Origin of the sequence: Paraburkholderia sp. SIMBA_053 (assembly GCF_046534895.1) — a bacterium.
GTDB classification, from domain to species: Bacteria; Pseudomonadota; Gammaproteobacteria; order Burkholderiales; family Burkholderiaceae; genus Paraburkholderia; species Paraburkholderia caledonica.
This window is the reverse complement of record NZ_JAWRXU010001287.1, coordinates 1-250: the sequence shown is the minus strand read 5'-3', so window position 1 is coordinate 250 and position 250 is coordinate 1. Positions and strand designations below refer to the sequence as shown.

Below are 250 nucleotides of genomic sequence, written 5' to 3'. Positions count from 1 at the left end.
GATTCGTAAAACTGTAAATGAGAATCCAGGTAAGAAACACTTATTTGCAATAGATCACTTAGGGCATGTGGACATTGATGAGTCCTTCGATAGTAACCATTTGAAATTTACATACATCATGAAACAGCTGAAAGACATGCAGAAGGAATTTAACGTGCCTATCATCCTTGTAGCACAGCTTAATCGTGGAGTAGAGGGTAAACAAGATAAAGCGCCAGCAATGTCCGATATCAGGGAGTCAGGAAGTATA

At 39.2% G+C, this 250-nt stretch carries 1 protein-coding gene; it reads left to right on the top strand.

The genetic code is table 11. The features are described 5' to 3' along the window. Positions 1-250: DnaB-like helicase C-terminal domain-containing protein (locus tag SB753_RS39765; RefSeq protein WP_410805507.1), on the top strand; the 250-nt coding region annotated here is incomplete at both ends.